The organism is Alcaligenes pakistanensis (genome assembly GCF_014652815.1).
GTDB lineage: Bacteria > Pseudomonadota > Gammaproteobacteria > Burkholderiales > Burkholderiaceae_B > Alcaligenes > Alcaligenes pakistanensis.
The window spans coordinates 334,877-358,280 of record NZ_BMZN01000003.1 but is presented as its reverse complement, the minus strand read 5'-3'; the positions used below and the strand labels follow the sequence as shown (position 1 = coordinate 358,280).

Genomic DNA, 23,404 nt, shown 5'->3' with positions numbered 1-23,404 from the left:
CGTCGTCAGGCGCGCTCCTTAAGACCCTAGGCCATGTCCGTAAAAATGGCCTGGTGTGATGCCAAAGCGCCGCCGAAACTGGCGGTGAAAGTAGGACAGATCCGAAAACCCCACTGAATAGGCCACTTGCGCCACCGTATTGGACGGCGTCTGGCGCAGCAATTGTGCCGCCGCTTCCAGGCGTAAATGCATCAATTGGGCGGTAAAGGTGGTTCCTTGTGTCTTGAAGAGTTCCTGCACGGTGCGCGGCGCCATGCCCAGGTATTGGGACAGGGCGGCAATATTCAAAGTGGGATCGCCCAAGTGGTCGGACAAATAGCGCAATGCATCGTCATAACGTGCGCTGGAAGCTGCAGTTGGCAGGGAGCGTTGTTCGTTAATGCTCATGGCCAGCAAATCCCGCAGGCAGCGCCAGGCTTGATCATGTTGATTGGCGCGTAGCCCATCGGCAGAAAGCAGCAAGCCTTGCAGATAATGTTCCAGCAAATGCAGACTGGCTCCCGGAGCTAGTGGCTGGGCCACGACATCATTCAAGGGCCCGGTATACGGCAGCAGCCCATCCAGCGGTAGTCGCAGCGTGGTCATGATGACTTCGTCTACAAAGTCCAGAGTGAAAGGACTGGTGCCCACATTCAAACTCAAGCTGCCTGCGGGCAACCACTGTTCGCGCCCGTTCTGAATCAGGCGGCAGTGGCCTTGCTGATGCACATTCAAAAATAACCAAGCTTGATCGGTTTGCGGCCTGCTTGTACTGACCCGATAGGGTTGGGCCGTCAGCCGGTTGATTGCCAGCTCCCCCAAGCGTTGAGAGCGCAAGGTGCCATGGAAATTCTGCCCGTGACATTGCGTCTGCACGTGCTGAAAGGACTGCGAAATGGCGTGGGTCCAGAGCTGGGCCCCCTGTCCGGGGGGCAAAGCCTGGGTATCCCAGTGGTAGTTCATGCTCATGGGGTGTATTTCCGTCTTCTGCGTCATTGTCCAGATTGGGCTGCGCCCTAGTCCACGACACAGAGAGGCAATCGGCTCAAGAATAGTATCTAAGACAGTACTGCATGGTGGGCCACGGCGCACCTCGGTGGCTATCGGGTTTAACCATGAAGGGTGCCCAGGCGCGCACCCGGAGACAACACAGGAAAGGAGCAGTCATGAGTGAGCAGCTAAAGCAGATCTACCCTTATATCAACGGACAGGCCTGGAAATCAGAAGGCCAACAGCATAAAGATCTAGTCAATCCTTATACCGGTAAGCCTTTGGCGCGTGTGTTTCTGGCGACCAAACAGGATATTGAAACAGCGTTGGGCAGTGCCGAAAGCGCGCAGCGTGTTTGGGGCAAGATGCTGGCGCGTGAGCGCGAGGCCATCTTGTGCCGTGCGGCTGATATTGTGGAACGCCGCCGCGACGATATCGTGCGTGTACTGGTGGAAGAGGGCGGTAACGTCTTTGGCAAAGCCATGTTTGAGTGCGATTACATCGTCAGCACCTTCCGCATTGCTGCCGGCCAGACTCGCGATATTCGAGGCGAAACCATGCCTTCGGACTTGCCTGGCCGGATTTCCATGAGCATTCGCCGTCCTTTGGGTGTCGTGGCTGGTATTGGCCCTTTTAATGCTCCTTTGCTGTTGAATGGCAAGAAGCTGGCTCCTGCTCTGGCTGCTGGTAACAGCTTCATCCTCAAGCCTTCGCCGCACACGCCTATGGCTGCCTTGATGTTTGCCGAAATTCTGGAAGAGGCGGGTCTGCCTTCTGGTGTGCTGACAGTGCTGCTGACTACTGATGAAGCCTTGGGCGATACCTTATTCTCGGATCCTCGCGTCAAGCTGGTGACGTTTACAGGCTCGGCCCGTGTAGGCCGCATTCTGGCGGATCTGGCGGGCCGTTATCAGAAGCGGATTGTGTTGGAGCTGGGAGGTAAGAGCCCCGTGGTAGTGCTGGACGATGCCACGCTGGATTACGCTGTGCGTTCTGCCGCTTTTGGTATTTACTTCAACCAGGGCCAGGTGTGCATGGCCAACTCGCGCATTATTGTGGAGCAGGGCATTTATGACGCTTTCTGCGAGGCCTTCGCCAAGCAGGTAGCCCGTATTCCTACAGGTGATCCGGCCTTGCCACAAACCGCAGTGGGTCCGTTGATCAGCTCGGAACAGGCCGATTTTGTGCAAGCGCATATTGCTGATGCCGTGTCTAAAGGCGCAACCCTGTTGGCTGGTGGTGGGCGCGAGGGTAATGTGGTTCAACCCACAGCGCTATGCGATGTCACCCCTGATATGCAGCTGTACTACGAGGAAACGTTTGGCCCGGTCGCCGCCATCTACAAAGCACGTGACTACGAACATGCGCTGGAAATGGCTAACGACACCTCCTACGGCTTGTCGTCGGCTATTTTGACCAACGATCTGCAAAAGGCCATGGACTTTGCTGAACGCATCGAGGCGGGCTCGGTTCATATCAATGACAACTCTTTTGATGATGATCCGAACGCGCCCTTCGGTGGCTTTAAAGACAGCGGTTATGGCAAAGAAAACGGGCGTTATTCTATTGCCGACATGACCGAGCTGAAATGGGTCACCATTCAGCAAGGAGAGCGCCAGTTGGCGTTCTAAGTCGTGTCAGGGACGTGGCCAGTTTTTGACCAGTTGCGCAATGCGGTTGATGCGTTGGTCTACATACGGGCCGCGTCCATGATACAAAGCGCTGAACGGCGTGCCCGCGTTATAGATATGGATGGTCTGCATCCCTAGCTGGCGGGCGCTTTTCAGATTGCGCAGTGTATCTTCAACCAGCACGATGTCGCGGGCCTGGGACTTGAGTACCGCCAGGGCTTGCTTCATCAGGGCTTGGGAAGGTTTGGGACGGTAGCGACCTTGCAGTTGCATGTGCTCAATGGCCCAGAGGCCATCAAAGACAGGCAGCAGGTTCAGGGCTTTCAAGACTCGATGGGCGTAATCCATCGGTGCATTGGTCAGCAACAGCTTATAGCCAGGCAGACGACGCAATTGGGATGCCAGTCCCCGTTCTGCGCTCAGCAGCGCAGGCACGTCAAAGTCGTGTGCGTGTTTTAAAAAAGTAGCTGGATCCGCACCGTGATGGCGTTGCAGGCCGATCATGGTGGCGCCGTAGCGTTGCCAATATTTCAGACGCAGCCGGTCGGCTTCGTCCATATCCACACCCAGGGTTTCGGCCACACCGATACGCATGCGGCCATCAATGGCTTGAAAAATGCCTTTGGAGGCATTGTGCAGGGTGTTATCCAGATCAAACAGCCAGATGGTTTCATCTGGCCGGCAGGCAGATAATGGCCGTGCCCAGGCATGGGCACGGATAGGAGCGCGCACGGATTAGTGAGAGCTAATCATGGTGCCAACACCACGATCAGTCAGGATTTCCAGCAGCAGGCAGTGGGGGACACGGCCGTCGATAACATGGACGGAATTGACGCCGTTGCGGGCCGCTTCCAGAGCCGAGGAAATCTTGGGCAACATGCCACCAGAGATCGTGCCATCGGCAAACAACTCGTCAATGGTTTGAGCCGACAGGCGGCGCAGCAATTGACCCGCTTTGTCCAGCACGCCGGGTGTGTTGGTCAGCATGACCAGCTTCTCAGCGCTGAGCACTTCAGCCATCTTGCCAGCAACCACATCGGCATTGATGTTGTAGGCCTGACCGTCTTCACCGTAACCAATCGAAGAAATGACGGGAATGAACTGATCGTCTTGCAGCGCTTTTACGACTTCAGGCTGGATGCTTTCAATATCGCCGACAAAGCCGATATCCAGCAGTTCGCCAGGATGCTCGGCATCGGGCAGCATTTTCTTGGTGACACGAATCATGCCGCCATCTTTACCTGTCAGGCCCACCGCTTTGCCGCCTGCTTCGTTAATCATCATGACGATGTCTTGCTGCACTTGTCCGCCCAGCACCCACTCCACCACTTCCATGGTTTCCGCGTCTGTGACACGCATGCCTTGGATGAAGGTGCCTTCTTTGCCAATACGTTTGAGCGCGTCATTGATCTGGGGGCCGCCACCGTGCACCACAACGGGGTTAAGGCCAACCAGCTTGAGCAAGACGACGTCATGGGCAAAGCTGCGCTGCAAGGCTTCTTCGGTCATGGCATTGCCACCGTACTTGATGACAACGGTCTTGCCGTGGAAGCGACGAATATAGGGCAGGGCTTCTGACAAAACTTCTGCTTTGACGGTCGCGGGGTAATTCTGCGGATCTGTGGTGCTCATTGATGCGCTCACTTGAAGAAAACCCGGGTCCACTGCTGGTACCCGGGGTTATGTGGCTGGGGGCAGAAACAGTGTTTTAGCTGCTAGCTAGGGCTTTTTCGACGGTAGCAATAAAGTCCTGCTTGTCGTAGTTGCCTAGGTAACGCTTGATGATGTTGCCCTGTTTGTCGAGTAAAAAGGCGGTGGGGGTCAAACGGACATCCCCAAAGGCCTTGGCGATTTCGCCCTTGTCGTCATGGACAACCGTGAACGGCAGTTGGCGGGATTCAGTGAAATTACGCACGTAGTTGATGGGGTCGTGCTTCATGGCAACGGCCACAATATCAAAGCCCTTGCCGGACAAAGCATTGAAGTTCTCAATGTTGTCAGGCATTTGCGCCACGCAGGTGGTGCAGTCTGTAGCCCAGAATTTGACCAATACCACTTTGCCTTGCAGGTCTTTGGTTTCAAAGTGCTTACCGTTCAAGTCGGTAAAGGCTACATCAGGTGCGCCAGCCTTGGAGCTGCCGGACATAGTCCAGACGCCCAAGCCTACGGCTACCGCAATAACAAGAGCAATGACGACTACTTTTTTCATTGGATAGGCATAACTTCTACGGAGGAAGCGGGTTCAGCTGCAGGTACTGCTGCGCCAGGGGCAGGGCTTTGTTGATTGTTGGTGCTCAATGGCTGTGCCAGGCTTTCGGCGCTGACGTATTCAAAGAGCTTGGCGACTTTGTTGACGCCCGGCACGCTGGAAGCGGCAATGGCGGCGCGCTCGCCTTCATCGTGGGTAACACGGCCCAACAGGTAGACCACGCCACGTTCAGTGGTGGTGGAAATGGTGCGGCTAGGCACTTCTTTGGCGTTGAGCAAAGCGGTGCTGACGCGGGTGGTAATCCAGGAGTCGTTCGAGCGCACGCCCAAAGCAGTGGGTTCGCCAACACGCAGTTCATTGACCACGCGGGTCACTTTATCCACCTTGGAGACCAGGCGGGCAGCTTCTTCTTTATCGGCTTGGGTGGGCACATCGCCCGTCAAGAGGGTAACCCCGGCGTAAGACGTGGTGTTGATGCGGCCTTCCTTGTTTTCCAGCAAGCGGCGCGTTTCAGCACCGGCCTTCATGACAATGGTTTTGTCTTCGACCTGTTCGCCCGTGGTGCGGCGGTCGGTGGCGACAACAGCAGTGGTGGCGGCCGCGCCGCCAACCACCAGCAGACCGCAGCCGGTCAGGGTGGTGCTGGCCAGCAAAGCGGCCAGAATCAAACGGTGTTTCATAGTGGATCTCCGAGCAGCAACGCATCAATGCCATCGCACATGGCATGCAACAAAACCATATGTACTTCTTGAATACGCATGGTTCGATCGTGCGGTACGCACAGATGGATATCGGTATCCGAGAGCAGGCCGGCGATTTGTCCGCCGCCTTTGCCCGTTAGGGCAATGATGACCATATCGCGTTCACGTGCCGCTTCGATAGCGCGGATGACGTTGGGCGAATTGCCGCTGGTGGAGATGGCCACCAGAATGTCGCCAGTCTGGCCCAAGGCGCTGACCTGGCGTTCAAAGATACTGTCAAAGCCATAGTCGTTCCCCACCGCCGTCATGATGGAGGTGTCGGTATTTAAGGCAATGCCAGCCAGGGGCAAACGGTCGCGCTCAAAACGGCCCACCAGCTCTGCAATAAAGTGCTGGGCGTCGGCTGCTGATCCGCCGTTTCCGCAAGCCAGAATCTTGCCGTCGTTAGCCAACGTGGCAAACAACAGTTCGACAGCGGCGGCCAAAGGTTCGGCCAGTTCGCGTGTGCTGGCTTTGAGAGTATCGACGGAATCGTCGAAATGCGAAGTCATTAAGGCGATAAGGTCCATAGCGCGCATTATCGCACGGACAATTTCGCTGTGGGGCAGGCATATCGTGTCATGTTGAAAAAAACGCCACGGTATTGAAACGATATGCAGTGTCCAGGACACAATGCGGCGCCTGATCGTTTTTTTAGCCGTTAAAAGGAGTGGTTTAGGGCTGATCGAAGGCGTTTTGTATCCAGCGTAGCGTCTCGCCTTCGATGGCGATGACGTCAAAACGGCAACTGGGCAGCTTTCCATGAAAGTAGCGCTGGCTAAGTGTTGGCAACCATTGCTGGGCGCTCAAGATCAAGCGCCGCTGCTTGTCCCGGTTTACACTGGCAAGCGCTCCTCCGTAGCCTGTATGACTGCGCTGGCGCACTTCCAGAAAGACAAGTTGGTTTTGATGCCACAGGACTAGGTCAATTTCCCCAAAACGGGCTGCAAGTTGACGGGCCAGAACGCGGGCGCCGTGGGCGATGACATGCTCGCAGGCACGCTGTTCGGCCAGATCGCCTGTTTTTTGGCTGGGAGAGCGCTGGGGCTGGTCTTTCTTGGTTGGGGGACGAATGCGCTGCCGGCGCCGCAATTGCCGGTTTTGAGCCTGGCGAGCGTATTCAAAGGGATTCATAGGGATACCACAATGATGAATAAGCAGGATCTAGCATGAGCGATACCGAAAACCGTACGGCGACTGCCGGAGTCTGGCAAAACATGATGGACAAGGTGCAAGGGCAGGTTTGGCCTACGGCTTGTCTGTATGTGGTGGCCACGCCCATTGGCAATATGGGAGACCTTAGCCTGCGTGGCTGGCAGGCGCTGGAGCTGTGCGACATTATTGCGGCAGAAGATACGCGCGCCACACGTCCCTTTTTGCAGGCCTGGGGTATCCAAACCCCTTTGATGGCGGCACATCGTCATAACGAGGCGCAGGCTGCTCAGGCCATCATTGAGCGCCTCGAGCAAGGGCAGCGCGTGGCCTTGGTGTCAGATGCGGGTGCGCCGGCAGTTAGCGATCCGGGTGCGCGCGTGGTGCGGGCTGTGCGGGCAGCGGGTTTTCAAGTGGTGCCTTTGCCCGGAGCCTCTGCGGTTATTACCGCATTGATGGGCAGTGGTGCGACCAGCGATGAAAATCCGGCGTTTGCTTTTGCGGGTTTCATGCCGCCTAAAACCGTCGCTCGCCGTAAATGGTTGCAGCATTGGTCCAGCCTGGGCATGCCTGTTTTGATGTTTGAGTCTCCCCACCGCCTGCGTGCGGCGTTGCGCGATATGGAAGAAGTTTGTGGGCCAGAACGCGAGCTGACCTTTGCACGTGAGTTGAGTAAGCGTTTCGAGCAAATTCATACGACGCCCTTGGGGCAGGCGCTAGCCTGGCTGGACGAGGATAGCCATCGCGAGCAGGGTGAGTTTGTCTTGATTCTGCATGCTGTGGTGGAAGAGGTAGACGAGAATGCGCCCGCCCTGGATGCCACCACGGAGCGCTGGATGAAGGCTTTACTGGAGCAGGTATCGTTGCGTGATGCGGCCCGGATTGCCAGCCAAGCCAGCGGAATACCGCGTGATGTCTTGTATGCCTGGGGTTTGGCTAATTCGCCTAAAGACTAACTACTACGCGAATAGCTGATTTCAGCGCTAGTTCGTTTTGAAGCCAAGGCTAGTGTTCGACAGTAGCCTTGCCATAAAAAACACCCCAAAACCTGGATTCATATCCGGTTTTGGGGTGTTTTTCATGATGGAGCCGCTTCTTTGTGACTTAACGTACCGCGACTGAGGGGCTCAAACCCGTTTTCTGCTGAATTCGATACGCTGCATTAATGGCTTCGGTCCGGTTCTGATACGGACCAATTTGCACACGGTATAAATCGTTATGCGTCTGAACCTGGGCGTCGCGATACTCCACCTGAGAGATCTGGCGGTTAAGTTGCTGCGCCAAGGCGGCCGCATTTTCCCTGGCAGAAAATGCCCCAAATTGCAGATAAACCCGATTCTGGCCTGATGGGGCCTGAGGCTTGCTGGCGCTTGTGCTTGAGGACTGCACAATCAGCTGCTGCTCGTTGGCATCACTATTCCAGCTGGGTGAATCGTCCAGTTCTACCGCCAGATCATCTCCGGGTAATACTGCCAAGGCGTCCGGTGTGGGCTCCAGTTTTTCGGTGATGGTCAGGCTGGGTTTGGGCGCGACAGGCGCCGGAGCCGTGCGAGGTGGTGGCGCCTCAGCCATTTCGACCTCTCCACGGCCAAAGCTACCACTGCGTATTTCTTCCTGGGTAATAGATTCGACCAGCACGGTGCCGCTGCCGGGTGCAATCAAATCCAGCTTGGCGGCCGCGACATAGGATAGGTCGATGACACGGGAGCTGTGGAAAGGGCCCCGGTCATTAATGCGCACAATTACGGACTTGCCGGTTTTGGGGCGGGTGACGCGGGCGTAGCTGGGAATGGGCAAAGTGGGATGTGCTGCCGTCATGGCGTACATATCGTAGGTTTCGCCATTGGCGGTTTTCTTGCCGTGAAACTTGCGTCCGTACCAGGAGGCGGTGCCGGTCTGGGTAAAGGCTTTGTGTGCAGTATGGGGAACAAAGCTTTTGCCGAGCACGGTATAGGGACGGGTATTGCTGCGAGCTATGGGTTCTAATCGGGGGACGGCGTCTGGAGTGGATTGAAGGTTAGCGGGGATTCGGGCGTCAGGGCCATCGTCTTTGTAATACCCTCCGCCTCGGGGGGCCGAGACGGTAGCCCCCGGTTTAGCTTTGGATTTGGCGCCTTTGGGACTGGATGCGCAGCCTGCCAATAAGACCAGGATGCTTAGGACGGCGCCTAGTTTATGTAAGGTTGGAAGGCTCATGGGACTGGGTTAATAGGCGGTTGATTGCGATGGCGCACCAGCAAGGGGGCGTAATCCGCAAAACGCAGCGCCAGTTGTTCGGTCACGTACACAGAGCGGTGCTGACCGCCGGTGCAGCCGATGGCGACTGTCAGGTAGTTGCGCGTGTCCTGCATATATAAGGGCAACCAGCGGCGTACAAAGCCCGCGATGTCATCCACCATGGTTTCCACAGAGCCGAATTGGGCCAGCCATTTGGCTACCGGTTCATCACGCCCTGTCATGGGGCGCAGCTCGGGGTCGTAGTGGGGGTTGGGCAGGCAACGCACGTCAAACACCAGATCGGCATCGCCGGGCACGCCACGCTTATAGGCAAAGGACTCAAAAGTCAGCACGACGCTGGCACGGTCAGCCTGTACCAGATCTCGAATCCAGGCACGTAGCTGGCCGGGAGTGACGTCGGTGGTGTCGATAATATGGCCCAGGTCGCGCAAAGGGGCCGTCATTTCGCGTTCGACTTCGATACATTCCTGCAAAGAAGGCGATCGGCCATCCTGACGCAGACGGTCGGTCAGTGGGTGACGGCGGCGCGATTCTGAATAGCGCTGCATCAGGGTGTGGTCGCTGGCGTTCAGAAACAGGACGCGCAGGGCGTAGCCTTCTTCACTTAATTTGCTGATGACACCAGGCAAGGTGTCCAGATCACCTGCGCCGCGCACGTCGATGGCCACGGCCAGCCGCTCCAGTCCTTGTTCGGCAGAGCGTTCGACAAATTCGGCCAGAAATCGGGGGGGGAGATTGTCTATGCACAGATAGCCGGTGTCTTCCAGCAGGCGTAAGGCAACTGATTTTCCCGAACCGGATATGCCGGTAATCAATACAACTTTCAGCATCGTGGCAAAGGGCTCCGTGTCGCCGCCCAGCAAGCGAGCAGCGGTTTATGTGAAACAAGGCAAGCCGTTAAGATCAACAGGTTCTTCGGTGCCTAGTCTTCGCGGCTGTTCATGATAGCCAATGCCTGGCGCTCGATGAAGTCACCCATGGTATCAATACCGCGGAAAGCAAGAATGGTGTTGCGCACGGCCGCTTCCACCAATACGGCCAGATTTCGGCCCGCCGCCACTTGAAGCATGACGCGTTTGATATCGACACCCAATACTTCCTGAGTCTGGTCCTGGGTAGGCAGACGCTCGAAACTATCGGGGTTGGAGCGAACCAGGTGCACAATTAGTTTAAGCTTCATTCTACGACGAACGGAGGTTTCGCCGAAAATGGTGCGAATGTCCAGCAGCCCCAGCCCGCGTACTTCCAGCAGATTCTGCAGCAAAGGCGGGCATTGGCCGTCAATCATATTAGGGGCGGTGCGTGACAGCTCAACGGCATCGTCAGCGACCAGTCCGTGGCCACGAGAGATCAGCTCCAGCGCCAATTCACTTTTACCCAGGCCGGATTCACCGGTAATCAACACACCCAGACCCAGCACGTCCATAAAGACACCGTGCATGGTGGTTTTTGGGGCCAGACGCTTGCCCAGGTAGATGCGCAGCAAATCAATGAGCTGGGCCGCATCAATAGGGGTGTAGAGCAGCGGCACCCCTTGTTCTTCGCAGAACTGGATCAGGTCATCGGGCGCAGCGGCATCGTTGGCAATGAACAGAGCCGGAACACCGCCTTGCCGGAGGTCGTCCAGATGATGCAGGCGACGTTTGACGTCAAAGCGGTTGTAGAAAGAGAGTTCTTCAGGACCAAAGACCTGAATACGGGCCGGGTGGATCAAGTTTAAATGGCCAACCAGATCCGCAGCGGAGACGCCAAGATCGGGTATAGGACGCTGAGCGGCATGTTTTCCGGCCGCCCAGCTCACCTCGAGCTTGTCATTGTTGTCATTGACCAGTTCTTGGACTGTCAGCATCGGAGCGTTCCGTGTTGAGATCAGGGGTCTGGGTCAAGATCTGGTGGATTTGAACTGGGTCTGTTTCCTGCGCCAGGGCCTGGCGGATGTCCTGATCGGCCATCAAACGGGCGATCTCGGCCAGCAGGTCCAGGTGGATCTGGGTAGCCGTCTCGGGCACCAGCAGAAAGAACAATAGGCTGGCGGTACGTCCGTCGCTGGCATCAAAGCGCACTGGTTCGGCCAGACGCATGAAGACAGCACAAGGCTCCTTCAAGTCCTTGATGCGGCCATGCGGGACGGCAACATCGTGACCAAGGGCAGTGGAGCCCAGACGCTCGCGAGCAATCAGGCTGTGGAAAACGGCTGTCCGGGCAATGCCGTGATGGTTCTCGAATATCAGACCGGCTTGTTCAAAAGCGCGCTTCTTGCTGGTGACAGCAAGATCCAGAACCACGTTGGACAAAGGCAAAATACGCGACAAGAGATTCATGACGGCCATTATAGGGGGGAATGTTTTTTAGCTAAACATTTTTTGGATGGCTAACAACAGACGGACACTATTCCATAAAACACAAAACCCCGAACTTCTGAAAGAACGGGGTTTTTGGGCAGGCTATGCCCGCTGTAACAGTTCGGCGTGATCAGACTGCCGGAACTTCGAGCCGCTTGGCGGGCTCATGCGCATGGCTGTTTGCCTTTTCCTTGTATTTCAGAATCTGACGGTCGATTTTATCGGCCAGCAGATCGATCGCGGCATACAAGTTTTCGTCTGAAGATGCGCAATGTATATCTTTGCCGGGGACACGGACGGTCACTTCGGCAGTGTGCTTCAGGCGTTCGATGGAAAGCATAACCTGCGAGTCAACCACGTTGTCGAAATGCTTTTCTATTCGACCAATTTTGTTTTTGACGTAGTCGCGAATGGCAGGAGTTATGTCAAGATTACGGCCAGTGATATTAAGGCTCATATAGGCTCTCCGTAGTAGTCAAACAACTTGTTCTAGAGGGGGAAGGATCGTCGTCTTTAGCCTCCTTACTACTGATCTTGGATATTCCAGTATACCTATATGTTGGCCAGATAACATGACCTGGATCAATCTGCGATGTGCAGGAAAACCCTTGTTTCAGCAGGCCCCGTAACGGGGCCTGCATATTGCTTACATACGGAAGTTCGAGCCCAGGTAAACCTTGCGTACGGCTTCGTTGTCGATGATCTCGGAGGGGTGTCCGCTGGTCAGTACCGTGCCTTCGCTGATGATGTAGGCGCGGTCACAAATACCCAGCGTTTCGCGCACGTTATGGTCGGTAATGAGCACGCCGATATTGCGACCTTTCAGAAACTGCACAATGCGCTGAATCTCGATCACGGCAATGGGGTCGACCCCGGCAAAGGGTTCGTCCAGCAGAATGAAACGGGGGTTGCTGGCGAGTGCGCGGGCAATTTCTACGCGGCGGCGCTCGCCACCGGACAGGGACAGAGCCGTGTTTTGTCGAATGTGGGCAATTTGTAATTCGCTAATCAGGGTTTCCAGGCGCTCGTTCAGGTCTTGCTTGCTGATACGGCGACCTTGCTCGTCCAGTTGCAGCTCCAGTACGGCACGGATGTTTTCTTCTACTGTCAGGCGGCGAAAGACAGAGGCGTCCTGGGGCAGATAAGACAGGCCCAGGCGTGCCCGCTTGTGCATGGGCATGGCGGTAATAGGGGTGCCGTCAATTTCAATCCGGCCCGCATCGGCGGGCACAATGCCCACGATCATGTAGAAACTGGTGGTTTTGCCAGCCCCGTTGGGGCCCAGCAGGCCCACGACTTCGCCGCTTTCCACATTCAGGGAGACATCCTGGACGACAGTGCGTTTGCCGTAGGTCTTGCGCAGTCCTTGCGCAATCAGGCTGCCTTTAGTGGAGTGACTGGCACGGGTAGGCGTAGACGGGTTGTTAGAAGCAACCATAATTCGGGGGTGTCCGGGCTATTTGCGGGGGGAAGACTTGCGTTGGCATTCGGCCAGAGCAGCATCGGCATTGGCGCGTGGGCGGGCAACGGAGCGGACCCGGCCATCACGGGTAGCGGATTCAGCGCCACCAAAAGCCTGGTAAGTACCGTCTTTTTGACGGTAAATAATGCGTTGCCCCTGAATGGAGTCCTGCAGTTTGCCGCAGACATAGCGATTAACGACGGCCTTACCAATCAGCTCGACCTCTTCAGTTTTGCCGTTATAGATGCCTCGGACGCCTTCGGCGACCATCAGTTCAAACTTGGCTGGGTCTTCTTGGCGAATCGTCACACGGGCTCGCTCAGTGACGGTGGCGGTGCCATGCTGGAAGCCTTCTGCGTCTTGCTCGATAGCCAATTGGTCGGCCATCAAGGTCATGGCACCACGGGTCAGGATGATGTTGCCTTTATAGATAGTCTGCTTGGCAATATCGTCGTAGGTCAGGGTGTCGGACAGCACAGAGGTGTCCGGCTCGGCGGCGTCTTGTGCCGCAGCCTGGGCCAGAGCAGGAGCCGTGGGCAGCAAAGCCAGGGCGGCGGCACTCAGGCACAGGGCCAGGGCACCACGCAAAAGGCTAAAAGAGAGCTTGGGCTTGTGGCCCAGGCGGGCGCTGTCAGGCGAGGTCATGGGGGGGAATCCTTAGAACTATTGGAAGAACGCGCTTTTTGTGTTTGTTGGCCCGAGATTTTAACGTCGGATTCCGACATGACGTTCAGTTGGCGAACGCGATTATCGTAACGCATCCCGGTACCGCGCATGGTGGACTGGCCATTCACAACCAGTGCCGGTTCGTTGGTGTAGACCACGTCCTCTTCGGGCAGGATGATCAGCACTTCACTGCGCACATCCAGCGCGGCATCCTGTTCGGTGGCCTGACGGTGGATATGGGCATTGCCCTTCATAGTAATGATGTCGCCGCCCGCGTTCATATGGGCCGTGTCAGAGGTCGCAATTGTCAAGGGTGAGTCGACGCGGTTGCTGACCGCACGCGGGGAGGTAATATCGTGGGAGTCGTCATCCGGGAAGTGGTAGGCCATGACACCATCCAGACGGCTGATTGCCCTGCCGGTTTCATCGGTGCTGATCATGGTGAAGTCGCGCGCCCAGGAGTCAGGCTCATGTGTAATGCGGCGCGGTGGATCAATGGCGACCGAGCTTTGGGTGTAGTCGACCGCCCACCAGGTTGCCAGCACCAACATGGCCAGCAGCAGCAAGGAAATGACGGTAGGAAGACGGTCACGCATGATTACTGGATGACTCCCGTTGTTTTCAGCGGGCCGCCGGTAATAAAGGCTGCCAGACGGTTCTGTGCGGCCAAAATGGCATCACAGCATTCGCGCACGGCACCTTGGCCCGCTGGCAGCGTTGCGACCCAGCTGGCAATTTGACTGATATAGAAGGGGGCTTCGGAGACGCTGGCCGAAAACCCCACGCGCTGCATGGCTGGCAGGTCGATCAGATCGTCGCCCATATAACCAACCTCGCTTAAAGACAGGCCGTTTTCCTGGGCGATCTGGGTCAGCACAGCAATTTTGTCGCGCACCCCTTGATGTACAAAGGGAATGCCCAGTTCGGCGGCACGACGGGACACGATGCCACTTTCACGCCCGGTAATCAGGGCTACGTGAATGCCGCTTTCACCCAGCATGCGCAAACCATGGCCGTCCAGAGCATGAAAGCTCTTGAATTCTTCGCCATGCTCGCTGTACCACAGGCGTCCATCGGTAAGCACACCGTCCACGTCAAACACCATCATGCGCAACTGACGTAATTGGTTGCGTACGTTTTCGGGCAGCTTGGCCAGGATCTGGGCTTCAGCGGGGTGGAGTGGAATAGTGGGCGTATTCATCATGGTCAGATTACCTTTGCAGCCAACAAGTCATGCATGTGCAGAGCTCCCAATAATAGCCCGTTTGCGTCCAATACCAGCATTTGGCTGATACGCAGGGCATCCATTTGCTCGGCGGCTTCAATAGCCAACGCTTCGGCGGCAATACTGCGTGGTTCGCGGCTCATGCCTTCTGATACAGGCAGGCTGCGGATGTCGCCAGCACGTGCAATCAAGCGACGCAGATCGCCATCGGTGAACAGGCCGACCGGGTGGCCGTGCGAGTCCGTCACGATGGTCATGCCCATCCCTTTGTTGGACATCTCGACCAGGGCATCAGGAATCAAGGTGTCTGCCGCCACGACAGGTAGTTGTTCGCCGCTGCGCATGATGTCGCGCACAAACGTCAGTAATTGACGGCCCAAGGCCCCACCAGGGTGAGAGCGGGCGAAATCTTCGCGGCTGAATCCGCGGGCTTCCAGACAGGCAACGGCCAGTGCATCGCCTAATACCAAAGCGGCGGTGGTGCTAGCTGTAGGGGCCAGATTCAGCGGGCAGGCTTCGTGTTCGACATGAGCGTCCAGATGTAAATCGGCGTTTTGAGCCAGTTCGGACTGCTCATTGCCGGTAATCGCAATCAGCTTGGCACCCATACGACGCAGCACAGTCAAAATTGTGACCAGCTCTTGAGCCTGGCCTGAATAGGAGATGGCAATCACCACGTCTTGCTTGGTAATCATGCCCAGATCGCCATGCAGGGCCTCGGCCGCGTGCATGAAAAATGCCGGTGTGCCAGTGGAGGCCAGGGTGGCTGCTATCTTGCGGGCTACATGGCCGGATTTGCCAATGCCCGTCACCACAACACGGCCCTGACAATGTACGAGCAGCTCGGTGGCAGCGACAAAACTTTGGTCCAGTCGTGCGCCAAGCGCTTGCAGTGCTTGAACTTCGATAGCGAAGGTGCGACGTGCCGAGGACAGGATGTGCTCAGGATCGAAAAGTGCCGATGTATTCATGGCGAAATTGTAAACGTGAAGTGTGCGCTTGGCATGCAGATTTGCAGGAGGCAAATTGTAAGGCTAGAAGTGTTTGGACCAGTAGCAGGCTGAATAGTTTAAGGTTAAGATACGTCTTGTTTTGTAATTTCAGTAATTACTGAAACTTCAGGAAGCCATGAATCTAGGACCACAGGCAGAGCGTTTTATTCTGCACTTTGGGGAGATGGGCGGGCGCTGGGGGGTCAACCGTACGGTGGGCCAGATCTATGCGTTGCTGTTCATTGCCCCCGAAGCCCTCCACGCCGATGAGATCGCCGAAACGCTAGGCATCTCCCGTTCCAATGTCAGTATTAGCTTGCGCGAGTTGCAGTCCTGGCGACTGGTCAACATGACGCACAAGATCGGCGAGCGCCGTGAATACTTTGAATCTCCCAAGGATGTGTGGGAGATTTTTCGTACCTTGGTCGAGGAGAAACGCAAGCGCGAGATTGATCCCACATTGACCTTATTGCGAAGTATTCTTATGGAAGCGCCCGTCAATGACGAAGAGGCATATGGGCAGCAGCGCATTAACGAAATGTTGGAACTGATCGAGTTGGCTTGTGCTTGGTTTGACGAGGTTCATCACTTACCGCCCGAGACCCTGCAAAATCTGATGCGCTTAGGCAGCAAAGTTCAGAAAGTGCTGGGTTTCGCCGGGAAGATTCGCAAAGCTGATCAAACTGGGGGTCGTCATGATTGATCTGGATGTCGTTACCTTATCGCGGCTGCAATTTGCTTCTACCGCGATGTTTCACTTTTTGTTTGTTCCCTTGACGCTGGGCCTGTCGTTTTTGCTGGCCATTATGGAAAGCGTTTACGTCATGACGGGCAAACCCATCTGGCGCCGCATGACCAAGTTCTGGGGCGTGCTCTTTGGGATTAACTTTGCCCTGGGCGTTGCCACCGGGATTGTGATGGAATTTCAGTTCGGCATGAACTGGGCCTATTACAGCCACTATGTAGGCGACATTTTTGGAGCGCCGCTAGCCATTGAAGGTTTGATGGCTTTTTTCTTGGAAGCCACCTTTGTCGGCCTGTTCTTTTTTGGCTGGGATCGTCTCTCCAAACTGGGGCACCTGATCGTTACCTGGCTGGTGGCTATCGGTACCAACTTGTCGGCTCTGTGGATTCTGGTCGCCAATGGCTGGATGCAAAACCCGGTCGGTGCCATCTTCAACCCTCACACCATGCGTATGGAAATGACCGATTTTGCCGAGGTCATTCTTAATCCTGTTGCGCAAGCCAAAGTTGTGCATACCGTTAGCGCCGGCTATGTACTGGGTGCCATGTTCGTCATGGGTATCAGTGCCTGGTACTTGCTGCGCGGCCGCCATATTGATTTAGCCAAGCGCTCCATGACGGTAGCGGCCAGTTTTGGCTTGGCAGCCTCGCTGTCCGTAGTGGTGCTGGGTGATGAAAGTGGTTATCTGACCACCGAGCACCAGCAAATGAAGATTGCCGCGATGGAATCCATGTGGGAAACCGAGGAGGCACCAGCCAGCTTTAACCTCTTGGCCTGGCCGGATCAGGAAGCGAGAGAAAACCGCTTCGCCATTGAGATTCCGTGGGTCATGGGTCTGATCGGGACACGTTCTGTCAGTACCCCCATGCTGGGTATCAACGAGCTGGTGGAGCATGCCAAGATCCGGATTGCCAACGGCTTGCGGGCTTATGAGGCGCTTCAGATCGTGCGTGCCGATGCCAGCAACCTTGAGGCCCGTCGTGTCTTTGACAATAACTGGAAGGACTTGGGCTACGCCTTGTTGCTCAAGCGCTATACGGAAGATATTGGCAAGGCAGATACCGACACCATTGCCCAGGCAGCCTGGGATACGGTGCCACAGGTTGCGCCTTTGTTCTGGAGTTTCCGTGTAATGGTGGCTCTGGGCCTGTACTTCATCCTGTTCTTTGGTGTGGCCTTTGTACTGGCTTCGCGTGACCGCCTGCAACGTCATCCGCGCTTGCTCAAAGCCGCTGTCTGGAGCATTCCCTTACCTTGGGTTGCCATTGAGTGTGGCTGGTTTGTGGCCGAGTTCGGACGTCAGCCCTGGGCGATTGAAGGTGTTTTGCCTACTTACTATGCGGCTTCCGGCCTGTCCTTTGTCGACTTGATGATCAGTATGACGATCTTCTTGCTGCTCTATAGCACCTTGGCGGTGATAGGCATCAAGGTCATGCTGCATTCGGTGCGTAAAGGTCCGGATGACGAGGGTGGGACAGCGACACCTTCCGCTTTGTCTTATGGTTCGCGCAACGCTCCGTTGCTGCGCGGTTAAGGAGGGGGAACCGTCATGGATAATTTGATTCTTCTCGATTACGACACCCTGCGCATCATCTGGTGGTTGCTGCTGGGCGTTTTGCTGGCTGCTTTTGCCATCATGGACGGGGCTGATCTGGGGGTGGCGATGGTGCTGCCGCTGGTGGCTCGCAGCGATGACGAACGGCGCACGCTATACAACGTGATTGGTCCGGTCTGGGAAGGTAACCAGGTCTGGCTGATTGTGGCCGGGGGTGTGGCCTTTGCGGCTTGGCCTTTGCTCTATGCCATGGCGTTTTCAGGTTTTTACCTGGCCATGATGCTGCTTCTGGTGGCCTTGATTGTTCGCCCGGTGGCTATCAAGTACCGCAGCAAATTGAGCTCGACTCGTTGGCGCCGTAACTGGGATGCGATCTGGACAGCTTCGGGTCTGGTTTGTGCCCTGGTGTTTGGGGTGGCCATCGGTAATGTCATGCTGGGTGTGCCATTCGGCTTTGATCCCACTACGCTGCGTCCTATGTACCACGGCAATTTCTTTGGCCTGTTCCAGCCTTTTGCTGTCTTGTGTGGCCTGCTCAGCGTATTGATGCTGGCTTTCCAAGGGGCCGTGGTTGTGGCCTGGAAAGGGAGTGATCATGTTGCTCGCCGTGCGCGTGCCTGGGCTATGCCTTTGGGTCTGCTGTCCATTCTGGCTTTTGCGGCCGGTGGCTGGTGGATCAGTGCCATGAATGGCTACAGCATGCCTTGGCCTGAAGTGGCTCATGCCATGTCCAATCCTATTGGCAAGACGGTAGAGATGGTGGAAGGCGGCTGGTTGGCCAATTACCGTACCTGGCCGGCTCTGTGGGCGGCGCCGATTGTGGGTTTTGCCGGTTTGCTGCTGGGCGCTTTGCTCGCGGGCCGTGGTCGTGGTTTGCTGGCTTTGCTGTTCTCGTCCCTGGCATTGGGCGGCATCATCCTGACGTTTGGCTTTGCCGTTTTCCCCTTCCTCTTGCCATCGTCCTTGAACCCCGGTTCCAGCCTGACCTTGTTTGATGCCTCGGCCAGTCATCTGACCTTGTGGATCATGTTGCTGGTGACACTGGTGTTCCTGCCTATCATTGTGCTTTACACCTCTTGGGTCTATAGCGTGATGCGCGGCAAGGTGTCGGTGGCCAGCATGAACGATTCTTCTCATTCTTACTAAGGAGGCCAGCGCATATGTGGTACTTCTCTTGGGTTTTAGGTTTGGGTCTAGCCTGCGCATTTTCTATCTTGAATGCGATGTGGTTCGAGCTGCGTGAGAACACTGCTTTGCAGAATGCAGCTTCCTCCAAGGCCAATGCAAATATCGAGGTCTGATTGACCCCGCAAAGTCCAACGGCGCAACAGTGGCTGGAGCAATTCTCCAGCCGCGCCCGCACGGCTTTGCGGGCTTCTATGCTGGCCCCAGTGCTGGCTGGCGCATTACTGATTCCCCAGGCCTGGTTGCTGGCGCAGATTGTGCAAGCGATTGTGGTCGATGGCTTGCCCTGGACAGGGCAGCTTTTCTCTATTTTGATGGTGGCGGCGCTCTTGCTGCTGCGCGCCGCTATTTCCGCTTTGGGTGAGCGTCGCGCCCAGAAGGTTTCAGAACAACTGAAACAAGGGCTGCGTTCTGATTTGTTTTCCCGACTGTTTCGCAGCACGGTGCCCCGTTTGCGGGCCAGCAATAGCGGCGAGCTCTCCACCAGTCTGATCACGCAAATTGAAGCGCTGGATGGCTTTGTGACGCGCTATATCCCTTGTATGGGGGCAGCGGCTTTGGTGCCTTTAGCACTGGTGCTCGCGGTTTTGCCGGTGGATGGCATTGTTGCCCTGATCTTGCTGCTCAGTACCCCTTTGATTCCCCTGTTCATGGCCTTAGTGGGGTGGGGGGCGGAAGCCGCCAGCCGTGAGCAACAGCAAACGACCTTACGTTTATCCGGTTTTTTTGCCGACCGTCTACGCGGTATTTTCACCTTAAGTTTGATGGGGCGCGGGCAGGATGAGTTGCAGCGCGTGGAACTGGCCAGCCAGGAATTGCGTACCCGCACCATGAAGGTGCTGCGTATCGCTTTTTTGTCCTCCGCTGTGCTGGAGTTTTTTGCCGCTTTGGGTGTGGCCGGTATCGCTGTTTATATTGGTTTGGGGTACTTAGGCTATCTGGGCGAGTCCTTCTCCGGAATCAGTTTGCAGCAGGGTTTGTTTTGTCTGCTCCTGGCCCCCGAGGCTTATCAGCCATTACGCCAGTTAGCGGCTAATTATCATGACCGCGCCGCGGCGCGTGCTGCGGCGGTGGAAGTGGATAGGCTGTGGTCGAGCCTAGGGCAGGATTTGATTCCCGCCGCGCCCACCAGTGCGGCTGTGGAAGCCGTTTTTCCCAACTTGCCGGTTTTGGTGCTGCGTCATGTGCGGCTACCGCAATTAGGCGGGCCGGGGACGTTGCTGGATGTGCCGGGTTTGCAGCTTTATATCGATCAGTCCTACGCTGTTTTGGGTGCCAGCGGCTCGGGCAAAACCAGTCTGCTGGAAAGCCTGATTGGTTTGCGACCGTTAACGCAGGGTGAAATTCTGCTGCGTAATAGCGATACTGCCGGGCGTTTGCTGACTCGCCACGACGGGGTCGTGCTGATTTCCCAACAAGCTTTTTTAGCCATGGGCACGATTGCCGATGGCTTGCGCCTGGCCGCTCCACAAGCCAGTGATGAACAGTTGTGGCAGGCGCTGGAACACGCTTGCGCTACCGAGTTCGTTCGTGCTTTGCCCGAGGGTCTGCAAACTGCGTTGGGCGAAGGCGGCTTTGGCCTGTCTGGGGGCCAGATTCAGCGTTTGGCTTTGGCTCGTCTTTTCTTGACCGACCCCCATGTCGTGCTGCTCGATGAGCCTAGCTCCCGGCTGGATGCGGCCACACGAGATCAGGTCATGCGTAATATTCTGCGCTTCTGTCAGGGGCGTTGTCTTGTTGTGGCGACGCATGATGAGCAGTTGGCTGCCATGTGCTCGAACCAGCTACGTATAGCCCAAGGAGTCCTGACGGCATGAAAGCCTGGTTCCGCCTCTTGAGTGCCAGCCTGCGAGCACGACGCGGTGCCGTGTTGTTCACCGTTCTGTTGGCGATCAGCACGGTGGCGGCCGGCGTGGGCCTGTTGGGCGTTGCGGGTTGGTTTTTGAGTAGTGCCTTCTTGGCGACCTTAGGCATTGTGTTCAACCTGTTTGGCCCTTCGGCCATGATCCGTGGCCTGTCCTTTTGGCGCATTACCTCTCGTTATCTGGAGCGAGTGGTCGGCCATGCCCTAACCCTGGATCTACAGGTACGCATACGTAGCCTGGTCTTTGGTCGTCTGAGCCGTTTTAGCCAGTCTCGTTTGGCCCAGTTTCGGGACGGTGAGCTGGCATCCAGCCTGACCTCTGACGTCGCGATTCTGGATTTGGTGCTTTTGCTGATCCTGGTGCCCTTGAGCACGGCCGTGGTGGCGGGGCTGGTATTCAGTGCTGTGTTGCAAACCTGGTTGTCGTGGTGGGCCTGGCTGATTTTGGCCTGCTTATTAATAGCGGCCTGTCTGATTCCCTATATTTGTGCGCGTGGAGCCAGTCGTGCGGCCCAACAGGTGCATGAATTGGAAAACCGCCAGCGCGTTCTGGTCCATCAAGCCATCCGGGCCTATGCCGACATTCAGGTCTTTGCGGCAGCGGATGCGGTACAGGAACAAGTGGACAAGCTTAGCCAGCAGCTGGGGCAAGCTCGTTTGCGCAGCAATGGCTGGGGAATTGTGGGTCAGTTTTTCCAGCAGGTTTTGATGGGTGTGGCCTTGATGATCTGTTTGCTGGTGGGTGCGCAGCAGGTCAATTTGCAAGCAATGAGCGGTCCTTTATGGGTGGGCCTGGTATTGGCTTTATTGGGCCTGTTCGAGATCATGGCCCCCATGATGCGCGGGGCTTCCCGGCTGGGTGAGGTACAAGCAGCCAGTCATCGTTTACTGACGATTCTGGATGAGCCGGTTGATATGGAACAGGAACATGGGCAAGGTATTACGCTGGGCAGGCCTGCTTCCCTGGAAATCACCGATCTGAATTTTTCCTATGGTTCGCAAGCTGTGCTTGAACACATGTCGCTGCAAGTTCAGCCCGGCGATCACCTTGCCATTTTTGGGCCTAGCGGTTCAGGTAAATCGACTTTATTAGGCGTATTGATGCGCTTGCTGCCTGTATCGGGTCAGCAATATCTTGTTGAGGGTGAGGCGGCCCAAAACTGGACCCGCACCAGTTGGTTTGAACATTGCGCTTTATTGGCACAGGATTCGCCGCTGTTTCTGGGTTCGGTACGAGACAATCTGCTTCTGGCCGAGCCGACCGCCTCCGAACAACGCATTTGGCAGGTGTTGCACGATGCTCAGTTGGACTCGGCAGTGCGTGATTTGCCGCAGGGCCTGGATACTTGGTTGGGCGAGGGCGGTCAGCAATTGTCCTTAGGGCAACAGCGCCGCCTGTGTCTGGCGCGCGTACTGTTGTCCCCTGCCCATATCTGGTTTCTGGATGAACCTACGGCCAGCCTGGATGGCCCCACCAGCCAGGCTTTGATGCAGGATATTTTGACGGCAGCGCGTGGCAAGACCGTCATTATGGCTACCCACGATACTCGTTTGCTGCCCCTGGTCGATCGCGTTTATCAGTTTGAGGCTGGTCGTTTGCAGGCTAAATCCAGCACGCCAATAAATACTTTAGAGCCAAACTAAAAGGATGGCTCGGGTCAAGTTTGTAGGGATTTTGCGCTAATCGCGTCGTATTAGTACAACTTACGAGCACAAGCCGGACGAGCCCTTGTTGCTGCTGCCCAATTGTGTACACTTGCAACGTATCCAAGAGCGCCCTTCGCGCCCGGATTTTTTGTTGTAGAAGCTTTGACATGCAAATTGATCCCACCCAGTACATCCGTCAAATCATTCGCAATGTGCCGGACTGGCCAAAGCCAGGGGTGACTTTCCGCGATATCACCCCCGTTTTGCAAGATCCACGGTCTTTCCGGGTGTTGATTGATCTGTTTGTCTACCGTTACATGGGACAAAAGCTGGATCTGGTAGCGGGTGTGGATGCGCGTGGCTTTATTGTGGGCTCGGTTCTGGCGTATGAGCTGAATCTGGGTTTTGTACCTGTTCGTAAAAAGGGCAAATTGCCGTTCAACACTGTGGCTGAAGAGTATTCCCTGGAGTATGGCAATGCCAGCGTCGAGATGCACACCGATGCAGTGCGCCCTGGTCAGCGTGTTTTGCTGATTGATGACCTGATCGCTACAGGCGGTACCTTGTTGGCTGCTGCGCGCTTGTTGCAGCGTTTGGGTGCCAATGTGGTGGAAGCCGCTGCCATTATTGATCTGCCCGAGTTGGGCGGTTCTAAAGCTGTGACTGATTCCGGCTTGTCGGTTTACACCGTCTGCAGTTTTAAAGAAACAGATCGCTGATCGCGGTAGGCCGAGTTGCAGTCGGCTGGTGATCTAGCCTGTATCCCTGCCATGCTTATGCAT

At 56.1% G+C, this 23,404-nt stretch carries 26 protein-coding genes; 9 read left to right on the top strand and 17 right to left on the bottom strand.

What is annotated here, in order from left to right; all coding sequences use genetic code 11:
• Positions 1-18: 18 nt before the first annotated feature.
• Positions 19-948, bottom strand: coding sequence for an AraC family transcriptional regulator (locus IE156_RS10935; protein ID WP_189392568.1), 930 nt, complete (start codon positions 946-948; stop codon positions 19-21).
• Positions 949-1,145: 197 nt separating this feature from the next.
• Between IE156_RS10935 and IE156_RS10930 the strand changes: the two genes are divergently transcribed.
• Positions 1,146-2,600, top strand: a complete 1,455-nt coding sequence (locus tag IE156_RS10930) for an aldehyde dehydrogenase family protein (protein ID WP_189392567.1) — start codon at positions 1,146-1,148, stop codon at positions 2,598-2,600.
• A gap of 6 nt (positions 2,601-2,606) precedes the next feature.
• Here the strand turns inward: IE156_RS10930 and IE156_RS10925 are convergent, their stop codons facing one another.
• From IE156_RS10925 to IE156_RS10900, 6 genes are all read right to left on the bottom strand, one after another.
• On the bottom strand, positions 2,607-3,332 hold the full coding sequence (locus IE156_RS10925) for a pyrimidine 5'-nucleotidase (RefSeq protein ID WP_189392566.1): 726 nt from the start codon (positions 3,330-3,332) through the stop codon (positions 2,607-2,609).
• Positions 3,333-3,335: 3 nt separating this feature from the next.
• Positions 3,336-4,232: an acetylglutamate kinase gene (argB, locus tag IE156_RS10920; protein WP_189392565.1), complete on the bottom strand. Its 897-nt coding sequence runs from the start codon at positions 4,230-4,232 to the stop codon at positions 3,336-3,338.
• A 76-nt stretch (positions 4,233-4,308) separates the two neighbouring features.
• On the bottom strand, positions 4,309-4,809 hold the full coding sequence (locus tag IE156_RS10915; RefSeq protein WP_189392564.1) for a peroxiredoxin family protein: 501 nt from the start codon (positions 4,807-4,809) through the stop codon (positions 4,309-4,311).
• Positions 4,806-5,489, bottom strand: a complete 684-nt coding sequence (locus tag IE156_RS10910; protein ID WP_189392563.1) for a BON domain-containing protein — start codon at positions 5,487-5,489, stop codon at positions 4,806-4,808. Before IE156_RS10910 ends, IE156_RS10915 begins: the two co-directional genes overlap by 4 nt.
• Positions 5,486-6,079: a phosphoheptose isomerase gene (locus IE156_RS10905; RefSeq protein ID WP_189392562.1), complete on the bottom strand. Its 594-nt coding sequence runs from the start codon at positions 6,077-6,079 to the stop codon at positions 5,486-5,488. The genes IE156_RS10910 and IE156_RS10905 overlap by 4 nt, the downstream gene beginning before the upstream one ends.
• Before the next feature lie 145 nt (positions 6,080-6,224).
• On the bottom strand, positions 6,225-6,683 hold the full coding sequence (locus IE156_RS10900; protein ID WP_189392561.1) for a YraN family protein: 459 nt from the start codon (positions 6,681-6,683) through the stop codon (positions 6,225-6,227).
• 35 nt (positions 6,684-6,718) lie between these two features.
• On the opposite strand from IE156_RS10900, the gene rsmI reads away from it, so the two are divergent.
• Positions 6,719-7,657, top strand: a complete 939-nt coding sequence (gene rsmI, locus IE156_RS10895; RefSeq protein ID WP_189392560.1) for a 16S rRNA (cytidine(1402)-2'-O)-methyltransferase — start codon at positions 6,719-6,721, stop codon at positions 7,655-7,657.
• A 148-nt stretch (positions 7,658-7,805) separates the two neighbouring features.
• Here the strand turns inward: rsmI and IE156_RS10890 are convergent, their stop codons facing one another.
• The 10 genes from IE156_RS10890 to IE156_RS10845 form a co-directional block, all read right to left on the bottom strand.
• Positions 7,806-8,897 (bottom strand): septal ring lytic transglycosylase RlpA family protein, encoded by a 1,092-nt coding sequence (locus IE156_RS10890; protein WP_189392559.1) that lies wholly within the window; start codon positions 8,895-8,897, stop codon positions 7,806-7,808.
• Entirely contained in the window at positions 8,894-9,769 is an 876-nt protein-coding gene (rapZ, locus tag IE156_RS10885; RefSeq protein WP_189392558.1) for an RNase adapter RapZ, read from the bottom strand. Before rapZ ends, IE156_RS10890 begins: the two co-directional genes overlap by 4 nt.
• 92 nt (positions 9,770-9,861) lie before the next feature.
• On the bottom strand, positions 9,862-10,788 hold the full coding sequence (gene hprK, locus IE156_RS10880) for an HPr(Ser) kinase/phosphatase (RefSeq protein ID WP_189392557.1): 927 nt from the start codon (positions 10,786-10,788) through the stop codon (positions 9,862-9,864).
• Positions 10,760-11,260 carry a PTS sugar transporter subunit IIA gene (locus IE156_RS10875; protein WP_229841231.1) on the bottom strand — a complete coding sequence of 167 codons (501 nt, stop codon included), beginning with the start codon at positions 11,258-11,260 and terminating at the stop codon, positions 10,760-10,762. Before IE156_RS10875 ends, hprK begins: the two co-directional genes overlap by 29 nt.
• Before the next feature lie 151 nt (positions 11,261-11,411).
• Positions 11,412-11,738, bottom strand: coding sequence for a ribosome hibernation-promoting factor, HPF/YfiA family (hpf, locus tag IE156_RS10870; RefSeq protein WP_189392555.1), 327 nt, complete (start codon positions 11,736-11,738; stop codon positions 11,412-11,414).
• Positions 11,739-11,927: 189 nt separating this feature from the next.
• Positions 11,928-12,719: an LPS export ABC transporter ATP-binding protein gene (gene lptB / locus IE156_RS10865; RefSeq protein ID WP_189392554.1), complete on the bottom strand. Its 792-nt coding sequence runs from the start codon at positions 12,717-12,719 to the stop codon at positions 11,928-11,930.
• Positions 12,720-12,737: 18 nt separating this feature from the next.
• Complete coding sequence (lptA, locus tag IE156_RS10860) at positions 12,738-13,388, bottom strand: lipopolysaccharide transport periplasmic protein LptA (RefSeq protein WP_189392553.1); 651 nt, start codon at positions 13,386-13,388, stop codon at positions 12,738-12,740.
• Positions 13,385-14,005 (bottom strand): LPS export ABC transporter periplasmic protein LptC, encoded by a 621-nt coding sequence (lptC, locus tag IE156_RS10855; protein WP_189392552.1) that lies wholly within the window; start codon positions 14,003-14,005, stop codon positions 13,385-13,387. The genes lptA and lptC overlap by 4 nt, the downstream gene beginning before the upstream one ends.
• 2 nt (positions 14,006-14,007) lie before the next feature.
• Positions 14,008-14,613 carry a KdsC family phosphatase gene (locus tag IE156_RS10850; protein WP_189392551.1) on the bottom strand — a complete coding sequence of 202 codons (606 nt, stop codon included), beginning with the start codon at positions 14,611-14,613 and terminating at the stop codon, positions 14,008-14,010.
• Positions 14,614-14,615: 2 nt separating this feature from the next.
• The gene (locus IE156_RS10845) at positions 14,616-15,605 is read right to left on the bottom strand and encodes a KpsF/GutQ family sugar-phosphate isomerase (protein ID WP_189392550.1); all 990 of its coding nucleotides are present in this window, start codon (positions 15,603-15,605) and stop codon (positions 14,616-14,618) included.
• Between the two features lie 157 nt (positions 15,606-15,762).
• Here IE156_RS10845 and IE156_RS10840 point away from each other — a divergent pair, with 157 nt between their 5' ends.
• From IE156_RS10840 to IE156_RS10810, 7 genes are all read left to right on the top strand, one after another.
• The gene (locus IE156_RS10840) at positions 15,763-16,329 is read left to right on the top strand and encodes a GbsR/MarR family transcriptional regulator (RefSeq protein ID WP_189392549.1); all 567 of its coding nucleotides are present in this window, start codon (positions 15,763-15,765) and stop codon (positions 16,327-16,329) included.
• Complete coding sequence (locus tag IE156_RS10835) at positions 16,322-17,905, top strand: cytochrome ubiquinol oxidase subunit I (RefSeq protein WP_189392548.1); 1,584 nt, start codon at positions 16,322-16,324, stop codon at positions 17,903-17,905. The genes IE156_RS10840 and IE156_RS10835 overlap by 8 nt, the downstream gene beginning before the upstream one ends.
• Before the next feature lie 15 nt (positions 17,906-17,920).
• On the top strand, positions 17,921-19,072 hold the full coding sequence (gene cydB, locus IE156_RS10830) for a cytochrome d ubiquinol oxidase subunit II (RefSeq protein ID WP_189392547.1): 1,152 nt from the start codon (positions 17,921-17,923) through the stop codon (positions 19,070-19,072).
• A gap of 14 nt (positions 19,073-19,086) precedes the next feature.
• On the top strand, positions 19,087-19,227 hold the full coding sequence (gene cydX / locus IE156_RS10825) for a cytochrome bd-I oxidase subunit CydX (protein ID WP_189392546.1): 141 nt from the start codon (positions 19,087-19,089) through the stop codon (positions 19,225-19,227).
• The gene (gene cydD / locus IE156_RS10820; protein WP_229841230.1) at positions 19,228-20,928 is read left to right on the top strand and encodes a thiol reductant ABC exporter subunit CydD; all 1,701 of its coding nucleotides are present in this window, start codon (positions 19,228-19,230) and stop codon (positions 20,926-20,928) included.
• Positions 20,925-22,619, top strand: coding sequence for a thiol reductant ABC exporter subunit CydC (cydC, locus tag IE156_RS10815; protein ID WP_189392545.1), 1,695 nt, complete (start codon positions 20,925-20,927; stop codon positions 22,617-22,619). The genes cydD and cydC overlap by 4 nt, the downstream gene beginning before the upstream one ends.
• 170 nt (positions 22,620-22,789) lie before the next feature.
• Positions 22,790-23,341 carry an adenine phosphoribosyltransferase gene (locus tag IE156_RS10810; protein ID WP_189392544.1) on the top strand — a complete coding sequence of 184 codons (552 nt, stop codon included), beginning with the start codon at positions 22,790-22,792 and terminating at the stop codon, positions 23,339-23,341.
• Positions 23,342-23,404 lie beyond the last annotated feature (63 nt).

What these genes read in the sequence shown, in the direction of transcription:
- IE156_RS10935 (WP_189392568.1), bottom strand. Translation starts at nt 948, where the DNA reads ATGAGCATGAACTACCACTGGGATACCCAGGCTTTGCCCCCCGGACAG.
- IE156_RS10930 (WP_189392567.1), top strand. Translation starts at nt 1,146, where the DNA reads ATGAGTGAGCAGCTAAAGCAGATCTACCCTTATATCAACGGACAGGCC.
- argB (WP_189392565.1), bottom strand. Translation starts at nt 4,232, where the DNA reads ATGAGCACCACAGATCCGCAGAATTACCCCGCGACCGTCAAAGCAGAA.
- IE156_RS10915 (WP_189392564.1), bottom strand. Translation starts at nt 4,809, where the DNA reads ATGAAAAAAGTAGTCGTCATTGCTCTTGTTATTGCGGTAGCCGTAGGC.
- IE156_RS10910 (WP_189392563.1), bottom strand. Translation starts at nt 5,489, where the DNA reads ATGAAACACCGTTTGATTCTGGCCGCTTTGCTGGCCAGCACCACCCTG.
- IE156_RS10905 (WP_189392562.1), bottom strand. Translation starts at nt 6,079, where the DNA reads ATGGACCTTATCGCCTTAATGACTTCGCATTTCGACGATTCCGTCGAT.
- IE156_RS10900 (WP_189392561.1), bottom strand. Translation starts at nt 6,683, where the DNA reads ATGAATCCCTTTGAATACGCTCGCCAGGCTCAAAACCGGCAATTGCGG.
- rsmI (WP_189392560.1), top strand. Translation starts at nt 6,719, where the DNA reads ATGAGCGATACCGAAAACCGTACGGCGACTGCCGGAGTCTGGCAAAAC.
- IE156_RS10890 (WP_189392559.1), bottom strand. Translation starts at nt 8,897, where the DNA reads ATGAGCCTTCCAACCTTACATAAACTAGGCGCCGTCCTAAGCATCCTG.
- rapZ (WP_189392558.1), bottom strand. Translation starts at nt 9,769, where the DNA reads ATGCTGAAAGTTGTATTGATTACCGGCATATCCGGTTCGGGAAAATCA.
- hprK (WP_189392557.1), bottom strand. Translation starts at nt 10,788, where the DNA reads ATGCTGACAGTCCAAGAACTGGTCAATGACAACAATGACAAGCTCGAG.
- IE156_RS10875 (WP_229841231.1), bottom strand. Translation starts at nt 11,260, where the DNA reads ATGAATCTCTTGTCGCGTATTTTGCCTTTGTCCAACGTGGTTCTGGAT.
- hpf (WP_189392555.1), bottom strand. Translation starts at nt 11,738, where the DNA reads ATGAGCCTTAATATCACTGGCCGTAATCTTGACATAACTCCTGCCATT.
- lptB (WP_189392554.1), bottom strand. Translation starts at nt 12,719, where the DNA reads ATGGTTGCTTCTAACAACCCGTCTACGCCTACCCGTGCCAGTCACTCC.
- lptA (WP_189392553.1), bottom strand. Translation starts at nt 13,388, where the DNA reads ATGACCTCGCCTGACAGCGCCCGCCTGGGCCACAAGCCCAAGCTCTCT.
- lptC (WP_189392552.1), bottom strand. Translation starts at nt 14,005, where the DNA reads ATGCGTGACCGTCTTCCTACCGTCATTTCCTTGCTGCTGCTGGCCATG.
- IE156_RS10850 (WP_189392551.1), bottom strand. Translation starts at nt 14,613, where the DNA reads ATGATGAATACGCCCACTATTCCACTCCACCCCGCTGAAGCCCAGATC.
- IE156_RS10845 (WP_189392550.1), bottom strand. Translation starts at nt 15,605, where the DNA reads ATGAATACATCGGCACTTTTCGATCCTGAGCACATCCTGTCCTCGGCA.
- IE156_RS10840 (WP_189392549.1), top strand. Translation starts at nt 15,763, where the DNA reads ATGAATCTAGGACCACAGGCAGAGCGTTTTATTCTGCACTTTGGGGAG.
- IE156_RS10835 (WP_189392548.1), top strand. Translation starts at nt 16,322, where the DNA reads ATGATTGATCTGGATGTCGTTACCTTATCGCGGCTGCAATTTGCTTCT.
- cydB (WP_189392547.1), top strand. Translation starts at nt 17,921, where the DNA reads ATGGATAATTTGATTCTTCTCGATTACGACACCCTGCGCATCATCTGG.
- cydX (WP_189392546.1), top strand. Translation starts at nt 19,087, where the DNA reads ATGTGGTACTTCTCTTGGGTTTTAGGTTTGGGTCTAGCCTGCGCATTT.
- cydC (WP_189392545.1), top strand. Translation starts at nt 20,925, where the DNA reads ATGAAAGCCTGGTTCCGCCTCTTGAGTGCCAGCCTGCGAGCACGACGC.
- IE156_RS10810 (WP_189392544.1), top strand. Translation starts at nt 22,790, where the DNA reads ATGCAAATTGATCCCACCCAGTACATCCGTCAAATCATTCGCAATGTG.